The sequence below is a fragment of the Spirochaetales bacterium genome (assembly GCA_016930085.1).
Lineage (GTDB): Bacteria > Spirochaetota > Spirochaetia > SZUA-6 > JAFGRV01 > JAFGHO01.
Genome location: JAFGHO010000116.1, coordinates 12,296 through 34,521, shown reverse-complemented (window position 1 = coordinate 34,521; position 22,226 = coordinate 12,296). Strand labels below are relative to the sequence as shown.

The 22,226-nt window shown below is 50.7% G+C and carries 18 protein-coding genes; 9 read left to right on the top strand and 9 right to left on the bottom strand.

What is annotated here, in order from left to right:
- Positions 1–105 precede the first annotated feature (105 nt).
- A complete protein-coding gene (locus JW881_19610) occupies positions 106–2,061 on the bottom strand; it encodes an ABC-F family ATP-binding cassette domain-containing protein (protein MBN1699731.1) in 1,956 nt (651 codons plus the stop codon).
- Positions 2,062–2,065: 4 nt separating this feature from the next.
- On the bottom strand, positions 2,066–3,457 hold the full coding sequence (locus JW881_19605) for a hypothetical protein (GenBank protein ID MBN1699730.1): 1,392 nt from the start codon (positions 3,455–3,457) through the stop codon (positions 2,066–2,068).
- A gap of 210 nt (positions 3,458–3,667) precedes the next feature.
- Here JW881_19605 and JW881_19600 point away from each other — a divergent pair, with 210 nt between their 5' ends.
- Complete coding sequence (locus tag JW881_19600; GenBank protein ID MBN1699729.1) at positions 3,668–4,894, top strand: M20 family metallo-hydrolase; 1,227 nt, start codon at positions 3,668–3,670, stop codon at positions 4,892–4,894.
- Between the two features lie 45 nt (positions 4,895–4,939).
- Here the strand turns inward: JW881_19600 and hflX are convergent, their stop codons facing one another.
- The 7 genes from hflX to JW881_19565 all read right to left on the bottom strand — a co-directional run bounded on the left by hflX (position 4,940) and on the right by JW881_19565 (position 12,563).
- Positions 4,940–6,253: a GTPase HflX gene (hflX, locus tag JW881_19595; GenBank protein ID MBN1699728.1), complete on the bottom strand. Its 1,314-nt coding sequence runs from the start codon at positions 6,251–6,253 to the stop codon at positions 4,940–4,942.
- Positions 6,254–6,464: 211 nt separating this feature from the next.
- The gene (gene bcp / locus JW881_19590) at positions 6,465–6,917 is read right to left on the bottom strand and encodes a thioredoxin-dependent thiol peroxidase (protein MBN1699727.1); all 453 of its coding nucleotides are present in this window, start codon (positions 6,915–6,917) and stop codon (positions 6,465–6,467) included.
- Positions 6,918–6,985: 68 nt separating this feature from the next.
- Positions 6,986–7,852 (bottom strand): ATP-binding cassette domain-containing protein, encoded by an 867-nt coding sequence (locus tag JW881_19585; GenBank protein ID MBN1699726.1) that lies wholly within the window; start codon positions 7,850–7,852, stop codon positions 6,986–6,988.
- Positions 7,782–8,780, bottom strand: a complete 999-nt coding sequence (locus JW881_19580) for a hypothetical protein (GenBank protein MBN1699725.1) — start codon at positions 8,778–8,780, stop codon at positions 7,782–7,784. Before JW881_19580 ends, JW881_19585 begins: the two co-directional genes overlap by 71 nt.
- Positions 8,770–10,578, bottom strand: a complete 1,809-nt coding sequence (locus tag JW881_19575) for an ABC transporter ATP-binding protein (protein MBN1699724.1) — start codon at positions 10,576–10,578, stop codon at positions 8,770–8,772. The genes JW881_19580 and JW881_19575 overlap by 11 nt, the downstream gene beginning before the upstream one ends.
- Positions 10,579–10,873: 295 nt before the next feature.
- Complete coding sequence (locus JW881_19570) at positions 10,874–11,803, bottom strand: bifunctional hydroxymethylpyrimidine kinase/phosphomethylpyrimidine kinase (protein MBN1699723.1); 930 nt, start codon at positions 11,801–11,803, stop codon at positions 10,874–10,876.
- Positions 11,804–11,864: 61 nt separating this feature from the next.
- Complete coding sequence (locus JW881_19565; protein MBN1699722.1) at positions 11,865–12,563, bottom strand: HD domain-containing protein; 699 nt, start codon at positions 12,561–12,563, stop codon at positions 11,865–11,867.
- A 246-nt stretch (positions 12,564–12,809) separates the two neighbouring features.
- Between JW881_19565 and JW881_19560 the strand changes: the two genes are divergently transcribed.
- The 8 genes from JW881_19560 (at position 12,810) to JW881_19525 (ending at position 22,215) form a co-directional block, all read left to right on the top strand.
- The gene (locus JW881_19560) at positions 12,810–14,492 is read left to right on the top strand and encodes an ABC transporter substrate-binding protein (protein ID MBN1699721.1); all 1,683 of its coding nucleotides are present in this window, start codon (positions 12,810–12,812) and stop codon (positions 14,490–14,492) included.
- Between the two features lie 26 nt (positions 14,493–14,518).
- The gene (locus tag JW881_19555; protein MBN1699720.1) at positions 14,519–15,286 is read left to right on the top strand and encodes a VWA domain-containing protein; all 768 of its coding nucleotides are present in this window, start codon (positions 14,519–14,521) and stop codon (positions 15,284–15,286) included.
- A gap of 92 nt (positions 15,287–15,378) precedes the next feature.
- A complete protein-coding gene (locus JW881_19550; GenBank protein MBN1699719.1) occupies positions 15,379–16,938 on the top strand; it encodes an OmpA family protein in 1,560 nt (519 codons plus the stop codon).
- Between the two features lie 3 nt (positions 16,939–16,941).
- The gene (locus JW881_19545; protein MBN1699718.1) at positions 16,942–17,787 is read left to right on the top strand and encodes a hypothetical protein; all 846 of its coding nucleotides are present in this window, start codon (positions 16,942–16,944) and stop codon (positions 17,785–17,787) included.
- A gap of 10 nt (positions 17,788–17,797) precedes the next feature.
- Complete coding sequence (locus JW881_19540) at positions 17,798–18,997, top strand: toxic anion resistance protein (protein ID MBN1699717.1); 1,200 nt, start codon at positions 17,798–17,800, stop codon at positions 18,995–18,997.
- Between the two features lie 22 nt (positions 18,998–19,019).
- On the top strand, positions 19,020–20,024 hold the full coding sequence (locus JW881_19535) for a hypothetical protein (GenBank protein MBN1699716.1): 1,005 nt from the start codon (positions 19,020–19,022) through the stop codon (positions 20,022–20,024).
- 136 nt (positions 20,025–20,160) lie between these two features.
- Entirely contained in the window at positions 20,161–21,216 is a 1,056-nt protein-coding gene (locus JW881_19530; protein MBN1699715.1) for an ABC transporter substrate-binding protein, read from the top strand.
- Between the two features lie 141 nt (positions 21,217–21,357).
- Positions 21,358–22,215, top strand: a complete 858-nt coding sequence (locus JW881_19525) for an ABC transporter permease subunit (GenBank protein MBN1699714.1) — start codon at positions 21,358–21,360, stop codon at positions 22,213–22,215.
- The last annotated feature ends 11 nt before the right edge of the window (positions 22,216–22,226 follow it).

Below are 22,226 nucleotides of genomic sequence, written 5' to 3'. Positions count from 1 at the left end.
TTCGATCCTCCTCTCAAACCACTGCCCATTTTAAGGATTTATCCTTCCATATATTTAAACCGATTACAATACGAGATGCAAGACAAAAGAGCGGGATTTTAATCTTCAGCCGCATTCCTGCTTTATTTCCTTTTCGAGTATCCGTATTTCTTCTTCGACCTGTTCCCACCGTTCGAAGAGTCGTGCATGGGCGCGTTCGCAATCGGAAAGCTTTTCCTTGAGGCTTTTCATCCGTTCGCCGTCACGGTATACCGATTCGTCCGCCATTGAGTGCTCGAACCCTTTCTTTTCCGTCCCGAGCCGTTCAATATTCGTGAGGATCTCAGCCTCCTCTTCTTTCAATTTTCTCAGCCTGTTTTTTTTCTGTCTGTCCGCTTCCCGCTTCGACCTGACGTCATCCGGGCGCTTTTTTCCCGTTTGATCCGTTTCCTCGAGTTTTTGGTTTATCGAAAAAGACGCTTTTTTCCAGAGATAATACTCGTAATCGCCGTGGTAGAGCGTCCCTTTCCCCGACTCCAGCTCGTACACCTTTGTCGCGAGTTGCCGGATAAAATAACGGTCATGGGAGACAAAGACCAGGGTTGCCCCGCTGTTTTTGAGGACATCGAGCAGAATATTGTTCGAAACCATATCGAGGTGGTTGGTCGGCTCGTCCAGAAGCAGGAGATTAGCGGGATTGAGCAGGAGCTTTATCAGATGTATCCTGCTCTGCTCCCCCCCGCTCAATACCGACAGGCTTTTGTACACATCGTTCCCGCCAAAGAGAAAAGCGCCCAGCAAGTTGCGGAGGTGGGGGATCATTTCCGTCGGTGCCGACGATTCGAGTTCGTCGATAATACTCGTTTCCTTTTTCATGCCCGAAAGGTGGTCCTGGGAAAAATATCCTGTCGCCACATTCGAACCGTAACGGATGATCCCCGCATCCGGTTCGAGGGTCCCCGCGAGTATGCCGATAAGGGTCGATTTTCCGGCCCCGTTTATGCCGGTCAGCACCAGCCGTTCTCCCCGTTTCAGAACGAAACTCACGCCGCCGAACACCTCTTTTCCGTTATACGACTTGCCCAGCCCGTCGACCTCGACGACCATATCGCCCGGGGGCGGGGGGGATGGAAATTGGAAATGTATGGACCGGAGGCCGGGCGGTTTTTCGATCCGGTCGAGTTTTTCCAGATAGTGTATCCTGCTTTGTACCAGTTTCGCCTTTGAAGAATTGTATCGAAAGCGTTTGATGAACAACTCGATCTTCGATATCTCTTCCTGCTGCCGTTTGTACGACTCGATGATCCGCTCGAGTTCGGCCGCCCGCTTTCGCTCATACGCGGTGTAATTCCCGGTATAGACGGTGACCTTTCTCCCGTAGATCTCGGCGACCTTTCCGACGACTTCATCCAGAAAAAAACGGTCGTGTGAAACAATGAGAATCCCTCCCTCAAACGAATTGAGAAAAGTCTTTAGCCATTGCCGCGCCTCGATATCGAGGTAATTGGTGGGCTCGTCGAGCATCATGATATCCGGTTTTCCGAGAAGGACACAGGCAAGGGCGATCCTCATCTGCCAGCCGCTCGAAAAGGAAGAAATTGGTTTGTGAAATTCCTCTTCGGAAAATCCAAGACCGGTCAATACCCGGTGAATCGCTTCCTCACGCGAGTAATACTCGCTTGTTATAATTGTCTCATGGAGGTAGTGGTAATGTTCAAGCAGGGCGCAGGTTTCTTCCGAATCCTTCTTCACCGATTCGAGCCTCGATTCGATCTCCCGCATTTCTTCCAGAAGCGGCGTTATTTCGTCAAATGATCGTTCGACCGCAGCGGCGACCGTCATATCCCTGAAGGTGACACCCGTCTGGGGAAGATAACCGACCCTTGTGTCCTTTTCACGGACGATCCGGCCGGAGTCGGGAACCACTTCCCCGGCAATGATCCTCATGAGGGTGGTTTTTCCGCTTCCGTTCGCGCCGGTCAAAGCGAGACGGTCTTTTGCCGCTATCGACAGATTGACCGATTCCAGAATCCTCTCCGCTCCGAACGAAACGGAAATATCATAGAGGTTGACGGAAGGCATGGAGTTACCCGCTGAACGTGAAAAAGATGATGATGGGATTCAACCCGATTCTGGTTACCTCCCGCTCGATAATATACTCTTCAAGGGCGCTGATAAATCTGACTCCCTGGTCGGTAAACTTGTAGAGAAAATTGATCCCCTTTTCCGACCGGTAACCGTCAAAATAAAAGGTAATAACCCCGTCGTACTGATCACCCAGTTCCTGCGACAGAAAGAACGGAAAATCCACGTTCCCGTTCTTTCTTGCGGATCGCGGGATAATGGACGGAACGAGTTTTTCAAATCCTTTCCACGTGAAATAAAAATCTTCATCGAGGGTAATCGTACCGTACGCCGAACTTGAAAGTATTTTCCCGCGGATATAAAAATCATTATACAGGGCTTTTCGGAACGCTTTTTCACGTTCGCAGAGCTCGTCAATATCCTCATCGATAATGACAAACAACTCATTGACCTGTTTTCCGGAGGCGTTATAGGTCACCGAAATTCTCTCCGGGGAAAGCATTTCTATCCGGATATCGGCATTGGAAAATGAAAAAAGCGAAGAACTGACCCGTGTGATATCGGAATAATCGAACACATAGTATCCGTCCGATTTTTTTATCGTAATCCGGTTTACGGCAGGTTCGGGAAAAAGACCGATTGCACTGCTGAACCGCTCCAGATCGATTCTGCCCTTTCGTATCATATCCAGATAATAGGAAGGCCTGAAAACCGTATTCATAAGCAGATCAAGCTGATCGTCCTCGTTCGATTCCGAACGTACGGTTTCGATCTCTTTTTCCGGATCTTCTCTGGTATCGATAATATTGAGATAATGACCGAAACAATAGCCTTTCTCGCCGAGCAATTCATAATTGCCGGACGGACCGATTCCCTGGTATTCGATGAGGACAAGATACCAGAAATCATCCATGCTGCCGATAATTGTTTTTTCATCGGTCTTGTCGATCACTTTCATGACCTGGTATGCTTTGGGCTTCGTGATGATCTTCACATCCTTCGAGTTCAGCGGTTTTTCACGTACCGGTGGAATACCGTCTTTATCGGAATACGCGTAAAGGGTTGTATACGGAGCGTATCGTTCGGCAAATGCTTCCGAATCTTCCCGTGTCGTGAATACCTCGACCCTCCTGGTGACAATGGGAATATTCTTCGCACCGCCTTCTCTTCGCACAATATATGATTTTCGTATCCGTGACTCCGATCTGATTTCCACGACATCCCCGTTCTGAAGCCCCGAATCCTTTTCCGCCCATAAAACGACACCATACCCCTTGATGCGAGGCCCGCAGCATGTCACAGAGATGAGAACAAGCAGGAGTGTCAAACACCCCGCGATATTTCTCGTACGAGACAAACAGGTTTTTTTATCCGGATGAAAGCATTGACTCATGATTACCCCCCGTATTTTTCATTAATAAATCAATCATATTTGAAATCTTTAGTCAAGGAGAGGCTCAAATTCTTGAGTGCGTGAAGCATCAAACCGATTTTGTCCTGAAAATATCCATTTCCCGGCTTTATACCATTGACATGTATTGCCATTTTAAGGTAATGATGTACCAACACCCCGATATTACCTGCGCCGGACGGGAGGAAACCGATGGAAGTAAAAAAAAGAATTTACGACATTATTGAGAATAAAAGAAGTATGATGATCTCGATGCAGAAGGAACTGACTGCCGTTCCTGCAATGGCGCCGCAAAACGGGGGTGACGGTGAATGGGAAAAAGCGCAAAAATTGATCGAATGGATCGACAGGTGCGGTATTACCGAAGTGGAAAGAATCAATGCGCCGGACGAACGCGTTTCTTCGGGAAGACGGCCCAATATCATTGCGACTATACCGGGAAAATCCACGGAGAAAACATTCTGGGTAATGACCCATCTGGATGTCGTTCCTCCGGGAGATATCAACCTCTGGAACACGGATCCCTTTACGGTCAAGGAAATGAACGGACGGCTTATCGGGCGCGGCGTCGAAGACAATCAACAGGGACTCGTTTCTTCACTTTTTGCCGCATCATCCCTCCTCGAAGCAAAAGTGGTTCCCCCTTTTACGGTGAAACTCCTCTTTGTTTCAGACGAGGAAACTGGGTCGATATACGGCATCAAACACCTGCTCGAACATTACAACCTTTTCAGGCAGACCGATATCATCCTTGTTCCGGACGGCGGGGACAGGGACGCTACGATGATAGAAATCGCGGAGAAAAATCTTCTCTGGCTTCAATTGAGAACCATCGGCAAGCAGTGCCACGCTTCGATACCCGAACACGGAAACAATGCCTTTGTCGCCGGCTCCGACCTTGCCCTTCGCCTGTACCGTCTCAATGAGGAATACAGTCAGACCGATCCCATTTTCGATCCGCCCAACTCGACATTTTCACCGACAAAAAAAGAGGCGAATGTCCCGAACATCAATACGATTCCGGGAGACGATATTTTTTACCTCGACTGCCGGATTCTTCCCTCGATCGATGTGGACGATGTCCTTCAACGAATAAACGCGATCATTCATGACGTGGAGGAATCCCGCGGCGTGCAAATAGCTCTGACCGTCATTCAGCGGGTATCTTCTCCCCCCACGCCGAAAGACAGTCCGCTTGTCCCCCTGCTTAAAAATTCCATAAAAGAAGTATACGGAAAGAAAGCGGTAGAGATGGGTATCGGCGGGGGTACCGTCGCCGGCCACCTGCGGCGGAAAGGATACGAAACGGTCGTCTGGTCGAAAATAGAAGAAACTGCGCACATGCCGAACGAATATTGCATCATCGATAATATGGTTGGTGACGCGAAGGTCATGGCCTCGATCATGACCGGCGAGTAAGACGCCTATCCCGGTCCTCTCACAATACTCACGAAAACAACCGCGCTATACACCGGCTTCACTCCCGATTCGGTAAGGAACGAGCCTGGCCGCCATCAGCACCGGAACAAGCGCCGCGATGAGTGTTCCGTTGGGTCCATAGGTTTTGTGGTGAACGTATCCGCTTGTGTATACGTCATGGAGAAGTGCGCCTTCGCTGTAAGGGATTTCCGCGCGTACTTCGATCAATTCCCTGTTGAGAACCTCTTCGATACGTATCAGAAGCCGATCCAGCCCCTCACCGGTTCGGGCGCTGACCGCGAGCAGTCCGGAATAATCCGTATGCGCCCCCGTTCCCCTTCCATCGAGGCGATCGATCTTGTTCCAGACGATCAATTTCGGTTTGTCCGAAACCCCCTGTTCCCGCAGGACGTCCTCAGTAACGGCGAGCTGCGCTTTCGCCGTGGGGTGTGAAATATCGGCGACCTGAAGAAGCAGATCGGCTTCCGCGATACCCTCGAGCGTGGCCCTGAACGCCGCGACAAGATGATGCGGAAGCTTCTTGATAAATCCCACCGTATCGGTGACAAGGACTATCCGTCCGCCCGGCAGACGCAAACGGCGCGTTGTCGGGTCGAGGGTCGCAAAGAGTTTATCCTCGACCTTGACTTCGGCGGTACTGAGCGCGTTCAGCAGCGAGCTTTTCCCCGCGTTCGTGTACCCCACAAGCGCGATGACACTCAACTCCCTTTTTTTACGCCGCATCCGGTGCTGTCTGCGGTGAAGCCTTACCTCTTCCAGCTCTTTTTTCAGGGAAGCGATTTTCTTCTGAATAAGCCGCCTGTCCGTTTCAAGCTGGGTTTCACCGGGACCTCGAAGCCCGACGCCGCCCGCTTCACCGCCCGCACGCCCACCCGCCTGCCGGATGAGGTGCGTCCACAACCGTGTCAGCCGCGGCAGGCGGTATTCGTACTGGGCGAGTTCGACCTGTATCTGACCCTCGCGGCTCGCCGCGTGACGCGCAAAGATATCGAGAATAAGCGCGGTTCTGTCGATCACCTTGATATCGCCGCCAAGCATCGCCTCGAGGTTTTTCTGCTGGCCGGGGTTGAGTTCGTCGTCGAAAATGACCGTTTCCGCATCCCGCTCCAGTACCGCTTCACGAATTTCGGCCACCTTTCCACTTCCGATGTAGGTCGCCGGATGCGGCTGCCTGAGATGCTGGTACGTCCGGCCGACGACCTCGACACCCGAGGTACGGGCGAGTTGCTGCAGTTCACCGAGTGAATCTTCTATATTGAACGGGTCCCTGTTTCCGTGTATCTTTATGCCGACAAGATATGCCTTTTCGGATCTCTCATAACCGATAACATGATTCATGGGGGCGGCTTTTGATTCCCCTCCTTGTTTTGCGGTTCACGTGAATTATGCAGGCTAAAAGGAATTTTCATCTCTTCCTATAGTATACATGAGATTATATTCGCTGACAAGTCATCCATACTGTATCGATGCCGTGCCCGCTTTTGATCGGTTTTTCATATGATACCGGAACGATATCGGCCGGAAACACCTTCGAAAGACGTTTCTTGCGCTACAGATACGCAAGAACCTCCTCGGCGTGTTCCTTTGGCGTTACTTTGGGAAACACCTTGAGAACACCCCCCTCTTCATCGATAATCACCGTCGAGCGTATGATGCCTTCGTAGGTTTTTCCGTACATTTTCTTTTCTCCCCAGGCCCCGTATTTCCTGATCACTTCCTTTTCGGGATCGCTCAAAAGATAAAAGGGGAGCCCGAATTTCTTTTTGAAACCGAGGTGCGACGCTTTCGAGTCGGCGCTTACCCCGACGACCACCGCTCCCTTTTCCATGATCCGGTCGTATGCGTCTCGGAAACCGCACGCCTCTTTCGTACAGCCGGGTGTATCGTCCTTCGGATAAAAATAAAGAACCACCTTTTTACCCGCAAAATCGGATATCCTTACCGTTTTCCCGTTTTCATCCTCGAGTCCGAAATCGGGCGCCTTTACTCCTTCTTTTACCATACCACTCCTCCTTAGCTTCTCTTTTGGTTAAAAGGAAATGATAAACAGAAAAAAAGTCAAGAGATCCGTCATGCGGAATGGCGGCTTTCTTTATCAAGGACGTTTTCCATGACATGGTAGAGCCGGTAATAACGCCCCTTAAGCGAAAGGAGTTCTTCATGGCTTCCCTGCTCGATGATTCTTCCATGACCGACGTACATGATCCTGTCCGCCTCCATAATCGTGGACAGGCGGTGCGCAATAATAATTGCCGTTCGACCGCTCAATACGGTTTTCAGCGCCTTCTGGATCCGCTTCTCCGTCACCGTATCGATCGAACTCGTCGCCTCATCCATGATGAACAATTCGGGATCGCCGATAACCGCTCGCGCGATGCTCAAAAGCTGCCTTTCTCCGGTCGAAAGCAGGCATCCGCCCTCACCCAGTTCTTCATCGTATCCGTTTTTCAGTCTCATGATAGCCTCATGCGCCCCGACGAGTTTCGCCGCGGCCGTGACTTCCCCATCCGTTGCATCGGGTTTTCCGTAACGGATATTCTCGCTGACGGTGCCCGAAAAAAGATGCGGGTGCTGAAGCACGATCCCTATTCTGGACTGGAGTGAATGAAGAGTCAGATCGCGGTAATCGGTGTCGTCGAAACGGATGCATCCGGAGACCGGCTCATAAAAACGGCAGACGAGATTGATGATTGTCGATTTTCCTCCCCCCGTCGGTCCCACCAGCGCGATCGTCCGGCCTTTACGGATTTCAAAAGTGAGGTCGCTTACGACAGGACGCTTGCTGTCGTAGGAGAATCCGACATGCTCGAACCGTATACCCTCCCTCAATCCGCTGTATTCAAACGCGTTCGGTACGTCTTTGATGTCAGGTTCGGCGTCGATGAGTCTGAAGACACGTTCGGAGGCGGCCATCGCATTCTGAAGAGACGCCCACACACGTGTCATTTCCTGCACGGGCCATATCATGAATGCGATATAGGAGAGAAAGGCCTGAATACTTCCCACGGAAATGCCGCCCCCGCGATATTGCAAACCGGCCGATCCAAATAATGACAAACACCCCGAACGAGACAACGATTTGCACCACGGGAACCAGAAAAGCGGAAAACCACGCCGCACGGCACGATGTTACCCGCATGGAATCGGTAACCCGGTCGAACCCCACGAGATTCCGGTTCTCCCGACAATTGGCCTTTACCGTTTTCACGCCCATTATATTCTCGTTATAGGCGTTAATGATTCGTGAATTCAAACGCCGCACCTCCCTGAACAATCCGAATATTTTTTTTTGAAACAGAACCGCCACGCCGACAAGGACCGGTATGATACAGAGTACCAAAAGTGCGAGGAAGCGGTGGATGAGGAACATGAACACGATCGAGACAAGAATGGTGAGAACGGACCATGAAACATCCACGAGTCCCCATGTCATGAGGTCGGACACCTTTTTCGAATCCGAGGTGAACCGCGACAGGATTTTACCGCTTTTGATTCGTGAAAAAAAAGAAAGTGAAAGCTGCTGAAGCTTCCCGAACATCTCTTTTCTGAGTTCATAATTTACCCGTTCGCCCATTACCCCGGCGATATAGATAAGTGAAAATACCATTCCCGCCTGAAGCAGGGCCATTCCGCCATAGAGACCGATCAGACGATACAGACGGCCGGCATCATGAGCGATGATGCCCTCGTCAATAATGAGCTTGTTCACGTAGGTGAAGACCGAATCCTGCACCGCTATGAGAACGACCAGAAGCAGAAACAAACAGGCGAACAACGGATGTTTCCCGATATAACCGAGCATGCGGGGCAACAGCCGCGGCACCTCGACCTTTCGATTCTTTTTGCCTTTACATTCAGCTTTCATGTATCGCCTCCTTTCCTCTTTGATTGCTTCCGGGATTCTGCATTCGATAAAACCGTTTATACAAACCTTCCGCCGCAACGAGTTCATCGTGGGTACCCGACTGTACAATCCTGCCCTTGCTGAGGACTAAAATCCTGTCCGCCCTCATGAGAGTCTGAATCCTGTGCGCTATCACGAAACACGTACGGCCCGCGGCAAGTTTGGCGAGGGCCGTGTCGATCCTGCGGGCGGTAATGGTATCGACTTCCGATGTCGCATCGTCAAGCAGGAGTATCTTCGGATTTTTTATGATTGTCCGCGCGATAGCGATCCGCTGTTTCTGCCCCCCGGACAATGTCAGGCCGCGCTCGCCGACAAGGGATTCGTACTTGTCGGGAAGGCTTTCTATCAGATCATGAATCGATGCGGCCTGTGCCGCGCGAACGACATCGTCGTCACAAATGCGTTTTCCGGCGCCATAGGAGATGTTCTCCCGAATCGTCGCGGAAAAAAGAAAGGGTTCCTGTTCGACGATCCCGATCGATCTTCTCAGCACGGTGAGCGGTATCGTCTTCAATTCATGCCCGTCAATAAAAATGCGGCCGGTATAGTTGGGATAAAATCGCGGCAGGAGATTGACAATTGTCGTCTTGCCAGAGCCTGTTTCACCCACCAGTGCAACGACCTCCCCCGGTCTGCAATGAAAGGTGATCTCTTTCAGGACATCTTCTCCGTCTCTGTAACGGAAAGAAACCCCGCGGAATTCAACTTCTCCCCGGAAAGCCGGCCCGTGATTCACGGTTTTATTATCGTATTCCTCCCGTTTTTCTTTCAGCACCTGCATTATTCTCCTGAACGAGACGACGCCGGAGGTGGCCTGGATGACCACCCTGCCCAGATTCCGCATGGGCCAGATAATCCAGACGACGAGACCGCAGACAGCCATATACGTCCCGATACTCAGCTTCCCTTCCATCGTGAGGATCGCACCGGCGGTATAGACGACCAGTGTCTGGATCACGCATATGATATCGGAAATCGGCCAGTAAGCGGCGTGATAGACGATGAGGCGTTTTCCGCGCTCGACTTTTCCGGCATTCTCCTTCTCGAATTTCTTTATCTCATGTTTCTGCTGCGAACACCCCCGCACGACGCGCATTCCCATGACATTTTCACGTAAAACAGACGTTAATGCCGCCTCCTGTTCCTGATACGCTTCATACCTCCTGTCGATCTGCCTGAAAAACCACATCGACTGAATAACGACGAGCGGAATGCAGATAACGGAAAGGAGGCCGAGAAAAAGGTCGATGGAAATCAGGGCCGCGAAGCTGAAGACGAAGAGCGTTACGATCCTCCCGATTTCCACCGCCTGTTCCTTGTAGAAAAGATTGACCGACTCCACGTCATCGGTGACCTGCTCGAGCAGTTTTCCGGAATCGGCATGATCGTGAAAGGCGAATGAGAGTCGCTGTATGTGATCGAAGAGAAATCCCCGCAACCGCCTGATCACCGCCTCGGTATAGGAGGCGGCACTCACGCCCTTTATGAACAAACCGGCCCCCTCGATCGCGGCAAGCCCGACGAAGGCAAGCCCGAAGATCCATATCCGGTCGATATACGACCCCTTGCCTAAAACCTCGTCGATGATAAAGCGGATAAAGTAAAATCCCGCGATGCGGGCGCCCGCTGCGATGCCGAGACTGATCACCGCCCCGAAAAATAAAGCCCTGTATCCCGCGATCATCGCCCACAGGCCCGAAATGCCTTTTTTCATTGAAAGTGCCGTCATATCGATTGTTTTTTCCATTGTTTTCATATCTTGTTTTCTCCCGAAAAAAAAAGCCGCAAAGAAATCTTCGCGGCCTTTCCCGAACATTAATCCAAAAAAAAACCGCAACACAAGATGCGCCGCGGTTTACGTTTATCGTATTCAATCCCTAAAAGGGCACACCTTGCCTATATAACCATTTCACTCCTGCTGCTGCCTGGCTTCTATACATTGTAATTATTGACATTTTTCTCCTCTTCATAAGGTGATATTGCTACTGATTGCAGCATACTCAAAATACGATTTTTTAGCAAGGGGTTTTCAAAAAAAAATCGGCTTTCTTTCAGGGCAGAGGCCACTCGAAACCTTCGATAAAGCCGGGCTGCAGGGCGAGTGCGTTTCGGCGGGCGCACTCGAGGCCGAACGCCACTGCTTCACCGATGCCCCTTCCCTTTGCGTAAAGCGATGCAAAACCCGCCGTCAAGGCGTCACCGCAGCCCGTTGTGTTGACTGGCGTGATCTCCGGCGGCTTTAAGGTCTTCACTTTTCCCGCCTCGATAAAAAGGCATGGACGGGGTCCGCGGGAGAGAACCGTCACCGTTCCGTAACGCTTGAATAACTCCTCCATTTTTTCTTTGACCCTGCTTTCCGCTCGCGGCGATCCTTCCGTTTCATCCGGAAAGAATGTCGAACGGAACTCCCGGTAATTGGGTTTTATGACATCGGGACAAAGGGGCAGGCAATTGAGGAGATCGGTCTCCCGGAAATCGAGGATCACCATCTTGTTCTTCTTTTTCGCCTCATCGACCATAGAGGGGAATATATGTGGAGAAAATCCAGGCGCTTTTGTGCCCGAGATAATGAGCGTGTGCGAACCTGCAAGTACTTCCCGGTAGAGGCGGAGGACAGCTTCCTCCGTCCCGGATACGACGGCCTTCCCTTCTTCCACCAATTCCGTCGATGTTCCGGCGGCCCGGTCGCATAGGGTATAGCAAAAACGGACTTCCGACCCCGAATCGACATAACGAAGGTCAATCCCGTCCTTTCCGGTAAGCGTTATAAAATACTCCCTGTTCCACCCCCCCGCCTGTGACAGGTGAACGACAGGCTCGCCCAGCAGACCGAGTACCCGTGAAACGATGATTCCCTTTCCCGCCGAATTCGTATAGTATTCCCCTGTCCTGTTTACCCCGGCCTCGTGCAATGACGGAAATACAAGTGTCTTCTGAATGACGGGATTGAGACAGACCGTTAGAAAATAGCCGGATTTCATACGACAGGGCCCTTTATAATGTTTTGCGATGCACCGGCGCCGCTACCACAGGGACGCTCTGTCATTCGAACTCTTCGTTCGCTCCGGAGGTAAGCAGCGCCGATGCATCGTATGCCCCTTTGAGTTCGAGCTGCTCGATCGCCGCTTTACGGGTTTCGAGGGCCCCCTTGACGAGGTCGACAAATGCGATGGTTTGCTCGTTCTGAACCTTCCCGATTTCCCGTGATGCTTCGAAGTTGAGTTTTTCGTAATCGCGTACGCGGGTTTTCATCTTCTTTTCCAGTATTTCCTCGATCGAACCGCTTTTGCCGATGAATCCGCGAAGCACGCCGATGATTCCCAATCTGTCGAGTGTATCGGCGTCGAAGACGATTTTTTCTTCGACGGTCTCCGGCGCCACCATCGTCGTCGGCGTATGGCGCGCGACGATTCTGCATATCGCGTCGCGAACGGGTTTGAGATGGGGTTTCGCGTATCCGATCGCATCGAGAAACTCTTCCGATATGGCGGACCCGATGAGTCCGTGCATATTTCCGAAAACCAGGTTCGTTTTCCCGATATCATGCAGTAACGCCCCGCAGATAAGAATAAAAGGATCGACCGGCTCCTCGATACGTTCCGCGATATCGATCGCGTATTGAGACACCTCGAGTACATGCGAATAATCATGGCTGTCCGATTCACTGTGTTTGTTTCGCACAAACGATTCGATAAGCTTGATGATATCCGCCTCATCGTGCGTCAATGTCCGCTTAAACATCGTTTCACCTTCCTGATATTGTCGTTCAATAGAAACCTTAATTCATTTTATCCCTGCGGTCAAGAGAAAGAATAGAGGACCAACGCGTACTTTCACCCCGAGGCCGTATCAGTCGAGATGATTGCCGTCTTTTTTGCTTGACAGCGGCTGATATAATGCATAGGGTTTAAAGGAGATGGAATATATCCGCTTTTTGTCTGTCAGCATACGGACCTGCGTTATATCAATCAGTTCAAGGGGGAAACAATGAAAAAAAATCTTTTGATAATGATGGCACTGATGGCAATCGGGCCGGCCCTGCTTCATTCCCAATCCCTCGAGCCCTTCAGCAGCAGACTCAGGGTTTCGCCCGGCAATTATAAATCCGGTTCATGGACAAGACTTCCGCTTATTACATGGGGGGCGGACATCGTCACGATACACGCGAACGGGGGCAAGACCAGAACGGCTTCCGGCTCTCCTTTTCAGGACAAGGGATTGAAAATCGAGCTTTTCAGGGAAGATAATTTCCAGAAGCAGGTTGAAATGTACATGAAAGGGGACATCGTCTATCTGCGGGGAACGATGGGTATGATCAACATGGCCGCCGACATCACCGAAAAGTCGGACAATACACGGATGGTCGTCGTCTACCAGCACTCATGGTCCGCGGGCGGCGACGCCCTTGTCGTTAAACAGGGTATCCGGAATATCGGGGACCTGAAGGGGAAAACAATAGCGATCCAAAGTTACGGTCCCCATATCGATTATCTGATGAAACTGCTGGACGATGCGCATCTTTCCATTAATAATGTTTCGATTCTCTGGACAAAAGACCTCGTGGGCCCCGAAGGCGACACGCCGATGGCGAAACTCTACACGAAGAAGGTCGATGCCGCATTCGTCATTATCCCCGACGCGCTTGCCCTTACATCGGACGGAACGGTGGGGACGGGGGCCGAAGATTCCGTCAAGGGCGCCCGTATCCTTCTTTCGACGAAAACGGCAAACAGGATTATCAGTGACGTTTATGCCGTGCGAAAGGATTACTTCAAAGCGCACGGGGACGAAGTGAGTAAATTCGTCCATGCGATGTTCATCGCCGAAGAAGAAGTGAAGGATATTTTCAAAGATACGAGAAGCACCGCCTATAAAAACCTCATGACGAACGCTGCAACCATTCTTTTGGACAGTTCCGGAGCGGCAAGCGAAGTTTCGGGAATGTACTTTGACGCCGAACATTCGGGTTTCAATGGAAACGTCAAATATTTCAAGGACGCCAATTACCCGAGGGGATTCGACAAACTCAACAGGGAGATTCAAAAATCTTTCATTACATTAAAACTTTTGACCAAAACAATATCCATCGCTCAGGGTGACTGGAATTATACCGATTTCAAGAAGGGATTGAAATACGCCGATCTCAAGGAAGCATCCCGTTTTGATTCGGACGAAGTATCGACAGTGATCGCAAAAAAACAGATGCAGGACACCCTTGATGATTCTTCACTTTTCTCATTCAAAATTTACTTCAAACCGAATCAGAACTCGTTTTCCGTCGACCTGTACCGGGATGAATTCGAACGGGTGATCGATCTCTCATCCACTTATGGCGGCGCCGTTATCACGGTCGAAGGACATTCCGATCCCATGGAATATTTGCGGAAAAAAAAACAGGGCGAACAGGAAGTGGTGCTTAGCCGGATCATGCAGGCGGCAAAAAATCTCAGTTACAGCAGGGCAAATGCGGTGCGGGACGAGATCATCGACTATTCAAGAAAAAGGGGCATCACCCTCGATCCGAATCAATTCGCCACTATCGGACTCGGTATTACCAGGCCGGTATATGAAGTACCGAAAACGGAAAAGGAGTGGCTTGAAAACATGAGGGTTGAGTTCAGGATTATTCAGGTGGAAGCAGAGTCGGATGTTTTCATTCCGCTTGACTGAACGGGCCTCAGAGAGAGGAGAATACGATGGCAAGAAACAGTAACATTGGATCGATCGTCATCACACTGGCGGTGATCGGAGTGATCGGTTTTTTTATCTATTCGGTCTTTATCGAAGACGCATCATCTCCGCAAACCGGTACCGGGAGTACCTACGGAGATCCTTATAGTGCGGCAGCGGATGAAACAAGCCGTTGGCCCGGCAGTATCGATACCGCCGGGGTCGAACCGGAAGACGATTTTCTCATGAAAAACTATTACCTTATCCTTGACGGTTCCGGCAGCATGAACGGCGAGAAGATGGATGTGGCGAAAGAAGCCTTGATCAGATTTATCGCACAGGTGCCGGACAATGCGAATATCGGACTTCTGGTGTTCGACGAGACGGGGCTTTCCGAACGTTCGGGACTCGGGGATTCCAGACAGCGGATACTCGAAGAGATCCGCCAGGTAAGGGCGTCGGGGTACACGCCGCTCAGAAGTGCGCTTGAAATCGCATTCGATAAAATAACCAGGCAGGGCGCCCGGCAATTCGGCTACGGCGAATACAATATCGTCGTCGTCACCGACGGAGAGGCAAGTGACGGCGAAGAACCCGACAGAATCGTAAACACGATCCTGGGAACGAGTCCGGTCGTCATCCACACCATCGGTTTTCAGATCGGACCACACCATTCACTGAATCAGCCGGGCCGAATTTATTACAAACAGGCCGATAATTTTACGGAGTTGAGCAAAGGGCTTGAGGAAGTCCTTGCGGAACTCGAGAGTTTCAGTGTGATGAAGTTCGAGTGACGAGGTCGCAACAGATTTTTTTCGGGACTTGAAACAGATTTTCTCCAAGAAATACCGGATAAAATAGCCATAAGAGCGAAGGAGGAGAGGGAATGAAAACACATACGATCATCGCCATCATTGTGGTTGTTGTCGGTATTACGGCAATCGTCATTTTCAGACTCGTTTTGCCGTCTTTGCAGGACGAGTTCGCATACGGCACCAGCGACGCGAAAAAACTCAAAGGCGAGGTTTCGATCGCCCTTGACAGCTGGATCGGATATTTCCCTTTTCAATCACAGGTTTTCAAGAAACTCATGCGCGAAGCCGGATACAAAGCGGTCATTATCGACGATGAAGCGAATTACCCCCTCCGTATGGAACGTCTCAAAAAGGGCGAAATCGATTTCGCCGTTTGTACGATCGATTCGTATCTTATCAATGGCGTCAGTTTCGATTTTCCCGCTACGATAATCCTTGTCATCGATGAATCGAAAGGCGGGGACGCGATGGTCGCCTGGAAGTCGAAAATGGAAAACCTCGACAAACTGAAAACGGCCTCAGGTTACCGGATTGCGTTTACCCCGGGCTCCCCGAGCGAGCACCTCCTTAAAACTATCGGGGTTCACTTCGGCATTCCGAGGCTTCTGGAGAAAAAAGGCGACTGGCGTATCGAAACGGTCGGCGCGGAACAGGCATACCGGGAACTGATGAAAAAAAACGCGGATATTGCCGTTCTCTGGGAACCCCATGTCACCTCGAGCCTCGCCAATCCGGACATCGTCAAACTCCTCGGTACAGACGATACGGAAAAACTCATTATCGACATACTCCTTGTAAACAGAACATACAGCAGGGACAACCCGGATATGTGCCGGCTTGTCGTCGAAAAATATTTCGAGACGCTCGGTATCTACACCTCAGAGGCGAACCTGCTCGAAGAAGATATTGTCCGCCATACGAAAATGAAAGCGGAGGAGTCCGCATCCATGCTTAAAGGCGTCCGATGGGTGGGTCTCAATGAAAACACCAGGTGGTTCGGCATCGATTCGACAAATACGGCATACAGGGAGGAATTGTCGGCCGCCATCGATTCGACCATAAAAATCCTGCTCGAAAACGAGGATTTTACCGCGAATCCCCTTCCGGGGGAGGATCCCTATACGATCATCAATTCCTCGTTTATCGAAAACATCTATATTGCGGGGGGGCCTTCCGATATATCTGATGACGGCAGCGAAGATTCCTTCACAAGGGATTTTACCCCCCTCTCCGACGAGCAATGGGAGAAATTGGATGTCGTTGGCACCCTCAAGCTGCGACCGATTACATTTAGAAGCAGCACCGCCGAACTCGACGAACTCGGCGAGATACAGCTTGACATTATCGTCGAAAACATAAAACATTACCCCAATTTCCGGATCATGGTCAAAGGACACACGGATCAGCGGGGCGACCGGGCCGCGAATCTCAAGCTCTCACGCGAACGTGCCGATGCGGTAAAGGCGTATATCGTCCGTTATTATTCGGTGGATCCCGACCGTATACGTTCGGTCGGCGTGGGCGGATCGGAACCTTTACCCCGGTCGGGCGGGGAGTCCGCCAGGGCATACAGCGACAGGCTCAAAAGGGTCGAAATATATCTCGTTTCCGCACGGCTTCAGGGAGGCTGATACATGGGGAAAAAGCAGAATATAAGGAAGATCGACTTTTCCCGGGAATCGATCAAAAAAGCGGTCACCGAAAGGATCATCCAGCATCCGCTCTCCACCTACAGTCTCGCACTCGGCGCCGTCGGACTGACGGCGTCCCTCCTGCTTTTTCCCGGCACACCCCTTCTCATCGCCTCACTCTGCGCGCTGGGTGTCGGTGCGGGAAGCACCGCGGTCAATTTTACCTTACGCCGGAACACCATGGAAGCCAATTACCTTTCCCACCTCAATAAACTCATCGACAGGCAGAAGCAGATGGTACTTTCGCGGTTGAAACGGGAATTATCCAAGTTCGGTACATCGAAAAGCCTCAAGGTTTTTTCCGACCAGGCGGTAAAGCAGTATGAAAAAATACGGGCGAAATTCGATAATTTCAAACGGATACTTTCGGAGAAATTCGATGTTTCCGAACTTTCCTACGCCCGTTTTTTCGGAACGACCGAACAACTCTATCTTTCCGTCCTCGATAACCTCGAAGATATCATGAACTCGCTCGAGACGATCAGCAACATCGACGATGCGTATATCGAGGAACGGCTCGCCTACCTTGCCGGCCTCGAGAAGCCGGAAGAAGCGGATATGCGGGAAATCGAAACCCTCACGATAAGAAAGGATCTCAAAAAAGATCAGAGTGAACATATCAATGAACTACTGACCATTAATGAAGAAGCGATGACGCAGATCGATCTTTCCATGTCCGTCATATCGAGGATGAAGACGAAAACAGGCCACGCATCGATCGATATGGAAAGTGCGAGAAAGGATCTCGAGGATCTCATCAATCGCACGAAAAAATATTCCATGAAATAAGGAGGAACATATGGCCGATGTGAAACTGGCAACCCTGCCTGATACCGCAACCCTGAAAAAGGAAATGGGGTTCGAAGGCGGCCCACTGGTCAAGCTCGAAGATAATGCGGTGAAGCTGCTCGAAAAGGAGGCCGACGATTTTGTCGACAAACTTATCGACATTTCGATGGAAAAAGCCGAAGAACGGGAAAACGGGAAACTGGCGGTCGAAGTGATCGGAACGGCCGTACAGAAGGATGCCGCGGCGAAAAGCCAGATGCTTCAGCAGCCGATCAGGGAGCTTTCGAGGAGAAGTGAAGACGGCGGGGAGGTGGCCAATGCCCTCATTGATCTCAAATTACGGGTCGAAGACCTGGACCCGGGCAAGATCGACATCGGGAAGCCGGGGTGGTTTTCGCGTGCGGCCGGAAAGATCCCCTTTATCGGGAGCCAGTTGAAACGGTATTTTTCCAAATACGAAAAATCGCAGACGATCATCAATGCGATTATCAACTCCCTCAAAAACGGAAAAGAACGGCTTACGCGGGACAATATGATGCTCGCGGAGGACCAGACAAGCATGAGAGACATTACCCAAAGACTCGGCAAGGCCATAAAACTGGGAGAGCTTATCGACGCAAAACTCCGGTACAAACTCGAACGTGAGATACAGCCGGACGACCCCCGGTGCCGGTTTATCAGCGACGAACTCCTTTTTCCCCTGCGGCAGCGGATAATGGACCTTCAGCAGCAGCTCGCCGTGAACCAGCAGGGCGTTCTTGCAATCGAATTGATACGTCGCAACAACAAAGAGCTGATCCGCGGCGTCGACAGGGCGGTGAATGTTACCGTGAATGCACTTCAGGTCGCCGTTACCGTGGCCCTGGCCCTGAACAACCAGCGTATCGTTCTCGACAAGATCAACGCGGTCAACCTCACCACCTCCAACCTCATTGCGCAAACCGCGCAGCGCCTCAGGATGCAAGGGACCGAAATCCAGAAACAGGCTTCGGAAAGCATGCTGCAGTTCGAAGCGTTAAAATCCGCCTTTACGGATATTTCCGCCGCCATGGAAGAGATTTCCAGGTACCGCAGAGACGCGCTTCCCAAAATGGCACAGACAATCGTCGAGTTCGACGACCTCATTTTGAAAGGGGAAGAGCAGATCAAAAAACTGGAAAAGGGGAATATATCGAATCCGGCACTCAGACTGAGTGTGGACTCGGATTGAGTACGGATACCGAATCACGCCTATGGATGACAGACTATCCGAACTCATCGTGAAGCGGACGGAAGAGTCCCATAAAACATACGGATTCAGGGAAGATCACAATCCGAGACTTCCCGCAGACTGGTGGTACCAGACATCGGTCGAGGGACAGGTGCTTTTTATCGTCTTCTACACCCAGGCGTGCAGGTGGGCAAAATGCCTGGGGTGCAACCTTCCGTCGAAGGTATCCCAACACCATGTCGATTTCAGGGATATCATCAAACAGACCGAATTCATCTTTCATTATCTCCTGGGCGAGCGGCAGAAACAGGGCCTGAAAAAAATCATTCTTTCGAACAATGGATCCGTCCTCGACGAAGCGACCCTTTCCACGACCGCACTCCTTCATTTTATCACTCAGATGAATATCCACTGCCGTAACATTTCGGTACTTACCATCGAAAGCAGGGCTGAATACGTGGATCCGGCGGAATGTGAAGTGATACACAGGGCGATCGGCGAAGGTGAAACAAAAACGACACTCGAGATCGCCATCGGTTTCGAGGCCTTCAATGATGACATACGCAACAAGCACTTCAACAAAGGTCTGGATCTCGATGTGTTCGAAAAACTCGCCGCCATGTGCGCGCGCCATGCTTTCAGACTCAAAACCTACTTTATGCTCAAACCCGTTCCGGGCCTGTCCGAAAGCGATGCGGTCACCGATATCGTCGACGGTCTTCATTACCTGGACAATATCTCGAAAAATCTCGGCCTCGAGATCAATATGCACCTCAACCCCACCTTTGTCGCTCGGGGAACCCCGCTCGAGAAGGCCTTTCGGGAAGGGAAATATTCCCCTCCCCTGATGGAAAGCCTGCGTACGGCCATACTGGCTGCTGAATCGACCCATGTTTCGCTGTTTGCCGGGCTCAATGACGAGGGACTTGCCGTCCCCGGAGGTTCGTTCATAAGGGAAGGCGATGGGGAACTCGTTACCCTCATCGAAGAATTCAATAGAACCCAGGATTTCAATTTATTGAAATAGATTTCAATTTATTGAAATAGATTTCAATTTATTGAATATAGATCAGAGGTAAAAGCCGTTTTTATCACTACTCACTTGACAGGGAAAATCCCATCCGTTAAGCTTTGTGTCATACCCTTTATTAAAGGAGAAAATAATGAAAAAAGTAGTCTGGATTGCGGCCACAGTGATGGCGTGCTGTCTTGTTTTTACGGCGGCTTCCTGCGGAAAACAGTCCTCAGGTACATCCGCAACGGGGGATGCCTCCGATAATCCCGTACGGCAACTCAAGGGGAAAGAGATCAAATGCGAACAATACTCAGTATCGCATTACCTCGTACTTCGTGCCCTGGAATTGAACGGGATGAAGGAAAACGATGTCACGATCGTGAATACCCCCGGAGATGAAGCGGGACAGCTTTTCCTTACCGGCGGGGCGGACGTTGTAGCAACCTGGAATCCCAATCTTTTCCTTGCGGAAGAACAGGGCAAGGGAACCGTTATTTTTTCGAGTAAGGACATTCCGGGTGAAATCATCGACCTCATCGTTTTCGACAAAAGCATGATCGATAAAAAACCGGAAATCGCCCTGGCCGTCACCTATGCCTGGTACGATGCCATGGAATACTTCAACAATACCTCGACAAAAGAGGATGCGATAAAAATCATGGCGGACGCGGCAGGAGCCTCCGTTGAAGATTTCAAGAAAATGCTCCGCGGGACCGATTTGTATGTCGACCCGCTCGATGCCTCCGATTTCTTCAACAGCCAGACAATTCTGGAAACGGAAGAAAAAGTAAAAGCGTTTTCGAAGGCCCACGACCTTATCCAGACGGACGTTAACCTCAGTCTCAATTCAACATATATCGATCACTATATCAAAAACGGCGGGCTCGTCGACAATCCCGCCTCTGAAATCGATCCCACACCCTACAAAGTGGGGATATCGATCTGGACGGGATGGATGCCCTTCTGGCTCATCGAAGCAAAGGGCTTTCTCGAAAAACGGTGCAGGGATTTCGGCGTAAATGTCACGCTGGAAAAATATAAGGAATACATGGCTTCCGTCGAGAGTTTTACCGCGAGGAATGTCGTCGGCTGTTCCATGACGATCATGGAAGCCCTCCAGCCGGCGAATTCGGGTATCGCCGTGGAAGCAGTGGTTGTCAATGATATAAGCAATGGGGGGGATGGTATTCTCGTCAAAAAATAAGAAGCGGACGTTGAGGCTTTTTTCATGAAAAACGGGATCTTCACTGTTTTTTCCCAAGGAATATCGTATCCGGCATCGCCGGTCCGTTGTGGAGTATGTCGTTTTCTCACCCCCTGAACGGAACGAAACAGGAAAGCGGGTATGGCAGACAAAAAAAAGAAGAAAAACTCGTTTTTTTCAATCGGCGGAAGTGTAAATAATCTATTCCTCAAAGCAGGAATCGGCCTTGTACTTTTCGCCCTTATCGTTGGGGCCTATGCATATACCTCCTGGGTACGTCACATAGAAAACCCGCAGGACAGGATGGCGCCGACCCTTGAACAGATAGTCGAGGGAATCAAGGACACCTTTCAGGCAGGAAATACCGAAAACCCCACGTTCGGCGATATACGGATTGTTCGTGATATAAGCGCGAGTTTGACGCGGCTTTTCTGGGGCATGCTGATTTCTATCATTCTTTCCGTATTTATCGGGCTTTATTCGGCGGCGTTCGGTTTTTTTGACAGGCTTAATATGCCGCTGATAAGAAGTTTCAGTTTTATTCCGCCTATCGCCCTCCTTCCCCTCATCTTTGTCTGGCTCGGCAGATACCCGGAAGCGGCGAAAATCGTCGTTATCATCGCCGGCACCTTCTTTGTCATGGTCACCGATGTGTACATGCGGGCGAAACATATCCCGAAAAAACTCATCGACAAGGGGTATACCCTCGGTGCATCGACCGCCGAAGTCCTTCACAAGATAATGCTCAGGTATTGTATGCCGGGGATCATCGAATCCATCCGGCTTGCGATGACCCCCGCATGGATTTTTCTCATTGCCGCCGAATTTTCACTCCCCTCGACGGCGGGACTCGGATATTATATGAACGTGGTGAGACGGCAACTCGGCGTCAACATTATCCTCTGGTACATCTTCGTTATTGTCGTCATCGGGGTAATCGTCGATATATGTCTGAAAACGCTCAATCGTCTCACGAACAAATGGTATTTTGAAAAATAAAAGGGGCCGTG

Bases quoted from the DNA above. Each gene is read 5' to 3' on its own strand.
- JW881_19610 (MBN1699731.1), bottom strand. From the start codon at position 2,061: ATGCCTTCCGTCAACCTCTATGATATTTCCGTTTCGTTCGGAGCGGAG.
- JW881_19605 (MBN1699730.1), bottom strand. From the start codon at position 3,457: ATGAGTCAATGCTTTCATCCGGATAAAAAAACCTGTTTGTCTCGTACG.
- JW881_19600 (MBN1699729.1), top strand. From the start codon at position 3,668: ATGGAAGTAAAAAAAAGAATTTACGACATTATTGAGAATAAAAGAAGT.
- hflX (MBN1699728.1), bottom strand. From the start codon at position 6,253: ATGAATCATGTTATCGGTTATGAGAGATCCGAAAAGGCATATCTTGTC.
- bcp (MBN1699727.1), bottom strand. From the start codon at position 6,917: ATGGTAAAAGAAGGAGTAAAGGCGCCCGATTTCGGACTCGAGGATGAA.
- JW881_19580 (MBN1699725.1), bottom strand. From the start codon at position 8,780: ATGAAAGCTGAATGTAAAGGCAAAAAGAATCGAAAGGTCGAGGTGCCG.
- JW881_19575 (MBN1699724.1), bottom strand. From the start codon at position 10,578: ATGAAAACAATGGAAAAAACAATCGATATGACGGCACTTTCAATGAAA.
- JW881_19570 (MBN1699723.1), bottom strand. From the start codon at position 11,803: ATGAAATCCGGCTATTTTCTAACGGTCTGTCTCAATCCCGTCATTCAG.
- JW881_19565 (MBN1699722.1), bottom strand. From the start codon at position 12,563: ATGTTTAAGCGGACATTGACGCACGATGAGGCGGATATCATCAAGCTT.
- JW881_19560 (MBN1699721.1), top strand. From the start codon at position 12,810: ATGAAAAAAAATCTTTTGATAATGATGGCACTGATGGCAATCGGGCCG.
- JW881_19555 (MBN1699720.1), top strand. From the start codon at position 14,519: ATGGCAAGAAACAGTAACATTGGATCGATCGTCATCACACTGGCGGTG.
- JW881_19550 (MBN1699719.1), top strand. From the start codon at position 15,379: ATGAAAACACATACGATCATCGCCATCATTGTGGTTGTTGTCGGTATT.
- JW881_19545 (MBN1699718.1), top strand. From the start codon at position 16,942: ATGGGGAAAAAGCAGAATATAAGGAAGATCGACTTTTCCCGGGAATCG.
- JW881_19540 (MBN1699717.1), top strand. From the start codon at position 17,798: ATGGCCGATGTGAAACTGGCAACCCTGCCTGATACCGCAACCCTGAAA.
- JW881_19535 (MBN1699716.1), top strand. From the start codon at position 19,020: ATGGATGACAGACTATCCGAACTCATCGTGAAGCGGACGGAAGAGTCC.
- JW881_19530 (MBN1699715.1), top strand. From the start codon at position 20,161: ATGAAAAAAGTAGTCTGGATTGCGGCCACAGTGATGGCGTGCTGTCTT.
- JW881_19525 (MBN1699714.1), top strand. From the start codon at position 21,358: ATGGCAGACAAAAAAAAGAAGAAAAACTCGTTTTTTTCAATCGGCGGA.